This is a genomic window from Mesorhizobium sp. M7A.F.Ca.US.007.01.2.1, assembly GCF_003998165.1.
GTDB classification, from domain to species: domain Bacteria; phylum Pseudomonadota; class Alphaproteobacteria; order Rhizobiales; family Rhizobiaceae; genus Mesorhizobium; species Mesorhizobium ciceri.
The window spans coordinates 1-3,597 of sequence record NZ_RZQP01000371.1; the positions used below are offsets into that span (position 1 = coordinate 1).

4 protein-coding genes are annotated in these 3,597 nt (G+C 60.5%); 2 read left to right on the forward strand and 2 right to left on the reverse strand.

Annotated features, from left to right (window positions below):
* The first annotated feature begins 29 nt into the window (after positions 1–29).
* On the forward strand, positions 30–1,316 hold the full coding sequence (locus tag EN949_RS33765; protein ID WP_127371558.1) for an FAD-binding oxidoreductase: 1,287 nt from the start codon (positions 30–32) through the stop codon (positions 1,314–1,316).
* A 261-nt stretch (positions 1,317–1,577) separates the two neighbouring features.
* Positions 1,578–2,429, forward strand: a complete 852-nt coding sequence (locus tag EN949_RS33770; RefSeq protein ID WP_027162286.1) for an SH3 domain-containing protein — start codon at positions 1,578–1,580, stop codon at positions 2,427–2,429.
* Between the two features lie 41 nt (positions 2,430–2,470).
* Here EN949_RS33770 and EN949_RS33775 read toward each other — a convergent pair whose 3' ends face one another.
* Positions 2,471–3,325 (reverse strand): general secretion pathway protein GspK, encoded by an 855-nt coding sequence (locus tag EN949_RS33775; RefSeq protein ID WP_127367415.1) that lies wholly within the window; start codon positions 3,323–3,325, stop codon positions 2,471–2,473.
* A gap of 38 nt (positions 3,326–3,363) precedes the next feature.
* On the reverse strand, positions 3,364–3,597 hold a 234-nt coding region (locus EN949_RS36275; protein WP_206534993.1), incomplete at its 5' end, for a hypothetical protein.

Sequence of the window (3,597 nt, forward strand, 5' to 3'; positions counted from 1 at the left end):
CCCCTACTCCCCTACTCCCTGCGAGCATCATGCCCTACCAATCCCCGATCTCCCCCGGCCGTTCCTGGTATGAGGACACGGCCGGCCCGCGGCCTGAATACCCGGCGCTGGATGGCGACCGGACATGCGACGTCGTTGTCATCGGCGGCGGTTTTACCGGCCTGTCGGCGGCAGCGCATCTGGCCAAGGCGGGCGCCAATGTCGTTTTGATCGAGGCGTATCGCTTCGGTGATGGCGCCTCCGGGCGCAATGGTGGCCAACTTGGCACCGGCCAGCGCGCCTGGGCCGAGGACCTGGAAGCCGAGTACGGCTTGTCCCGCGCCAAGGCGCTGTTTGATCTTGCCGAAGAGGCGAAGGCGCATCTCCTCGAATTCACTGCCGCCAACCAGATCGATATCGACTATATGCCGGGCCAGCTCTCGGTGGCGCACAAGCCGCGCTATGTCGATGACTACAAGGCGCATGCCGAGATCATGGCGAGCCGTTTTTCCTACCCGCATATCTCGTTCATGGATGCCAGGGAGACGGCGGAGCGGCTGGGCTCGACCGCCTATTTCGGCGGCACGCGCGACACCGGCACAGGGCACATCCATCCGATGAAGCTGGTGATCGGCACGGCGCGGGTGGCAGCGCTTGCAGGCGCGCAGCTGTTCGAGGGGACTCAATCAACCGGCATCATTTCCAGTGGCGGCAAGGTCAAGGTTTCGACACCGAGAGGCACGGTGACGGCGCAGAAATGCCTGATCGCGGTCAACGCCTATGGGGGCACGCTCGAGCCGGTGAGTGCCGCGCACATCATGCCGATCGGTTCGTTCATCGGCGCGACGGTGCCTCTGGATACGCACTCGGACGTGCTGCCGGGCGGCGAGGCGGTCGACGATTCCCGCTTCGTCGTGCGCTATTTCCGCAAATCGAAGGACGGGCGGCTGCTGTTTGGCGGACGCGAGGTCTATGGCGTCAACGATCCCCGGGATATCCACATCCACATCCGTCGCCAGATCGCGGAACTCTATCCGGCGCTCGGGGATGTCGAGATCACGCATGGCTGGGGCGGCTATGTCGGCATCACCGTGCCGAGAAAGCCTTTCGTGCGCGAAGTGATGCCCAATGTCATCTCGGCCGGCGGCTATTCCGGCCACGGTGTCATGCTGTCGAACTACTTTGGTAAACTCTATGCCGAAACCGTTGCCGGCAACCGCGACCGGCTGAAGCTGATCGAGGATCTGAAAATCCCGCCTTTCCCTGGCGGCCGGCGTTTCCGCACGCCGCTGCTGTTCCTGGCGCTCAACTGGTTTGCGCTGCGCGACAGGATCTAGCCGGCCGGCCTGATGTAATATTGTAATATTTGTTGTAACATTTGTTGCCGTGCGACGCATTGCGCAATTTCCCGCAAAGGCGCAGAATCCTCTATGTTGGCGTACTGATGCCACAATCGCAGGCGAAAGCTGCCGGTTCTGGGCGATTGTTCGGGGATTGTTGCGGGCCTGCCCGCGTTGTTTTTGGGACCGATGCGGATCAGACGCCGGACTTCCGGCACCGATCGAAAGAACGTCGGCCCGCTTATGGAGGTGGCAAGAGTGAGAGAGCCCTTCAGTTTCGGTACGCCGGAACGTCGGCGCTTTGCCATGCAGTTCGGATACGACATGCGGCCGTCCTTCTGGCAGGAAGTCCGTTCGAACTCGCATCTGGTGATCGCCGCGATCGGCACCGCCGCGCTGCTTGGGGTCGCCGCCGTGGCGCTGTGGCTGGCATTGCCGGCCAGCGACAGACAGGCGGCAGCGAGCCCCGAACAGACCATTCCAACGGTTCCGGTGAAGACGACGAAAATAACCCCGGTTGGGGCCGCGGTCGCTGCGGCAGCCGTGCCGCAGGCGCGCAAGTCCGACGCAATTCCAACAACTGTGGCGGCCGCGCAAGACAACATTCCCGCACTCGCCGCCAATGACCCGCGCTGGACCGGTTCCCAGCTGAAGGCCGCATCCGCGTCCGATTCGACTGCTCCCAGCCAGGTGGCGGACAAGGCACCCGACAAGCAAACGGCGGCATTCGCGCAGCCGGCAGCCGATACCGATGCCGCCACCGAACTTGCCAAGGTAGCCGCGCCCGGCGCAACCGCGGGCAACCATCCCGACGGCGCACAAACCGCCGCCATTCCCGAGGTGCAACCGCAAGTGCCGGCTCAAGAGCCAGCGGCAGAAGGTGATGACAGCCAGGCCAAGGCGAAGCCAAGGAAAGCCGCAGCCGCCGGAACAGGACGCATCCTGAGGGCCGTGACCATGCGAAGCGGCCCGAAGAAAAATGCCGCCGCCATCGGTACGGTGCCAGCCAAAACCTCGGTGCAGGTGATGAGCTGCAAGAAATGGTGCCAGATCACCTACAACGGCAAGACCGGCTGGATCTACAAGAGCTACATCAAGACCGGCGCCTGACGTCTACCGCCTTGGGTGAGGCACGCCCCTTGTCTTGGCGCCTATCGTTCCCAAAACCGCTGCAGTGCGGAGCAGGCTTGCTTGATCGCCCGAACGGCTTTCGAAGACATAGCCGGCGGAACCGACGATGGCCGAGCCTCGCCGGCTGACGGAAACCTCAACCGTGAAGGCCTGCTCTGCTCGGGCATCTTTGCACCTGCCGATGTTCCGGCCTTGGCGAAGCTGGCCAGAACGGGGCTGGCTCGGCTTACGACCAGATCGCCGCGCCGCGAATTGACCGTGAATGTGCTGTAGAGATCGGGCAAAGAAATCGAGCGCAACCTGGAAAAATCCTGCAACTCGGCCACGGATTCGAACGGTGCATGCTTGAAGCCGCCGGCGACTTCGACCTTTTGCGTGGCGACCGCGGCAAAGATGCTGGCGCCGCTGCGGGAATATTCGACCGCGATCGCAAGCCAGTTGGACATCTCCGGATCGACGCCGAGCGAAGCGAAACCCTGGGCAAGCAGATTGTGATCGGCGGCGTTGAGATCGATCAGGCCCGAATGCCCCTGCAACCGCATCACGACCGTCAGATCGCCGACCACGCAGGAGACTGGCTCGAAATTGAGCGGCAACCCGATATCGGCGCCATCGCTCGACAGCCGCGCCGCCAGCACATTGGTCAGGCCTTCGGCGAGCAGGCCGAGCCGCTGGCTTTCAGTCTCGTTCGAAGCGATCTTGAGCCGCGTCCAGGCGGTCAGGGCGAAGGTAGAGGTGATGGCGGAGACGATGAGGAGGAAGACAAGGACAGCGACGAGGGCGAAGCCGGAGGATTGGCACTCGCAAGAGGCCGATGAATCACGGGGATTTTCTTCGACCACAGTCCACCATCGAGAATAAAAGTGCACTGTCACCGCAATTCCCTACAATCGTTGTTTATCTCTTTTTTAAATCATTCATCCCAAATCAATCTTAAATTTTTGTTTATTGGTATATATTGGTCAAATGTTAATCCATTAAAATCAAAAGTAATCGATTCATCTTTTGCTATTCCCCTTAATTTTGACCCAAAATAGGATAACGAGCTCATTATAACCTTAAACTCACTCAATCCAGTCAACTTTATTCTTGATGTTACTTTCCCGTTTCTTATGAAGATTGCCTCTGTTTCATATAAATCTTCTTC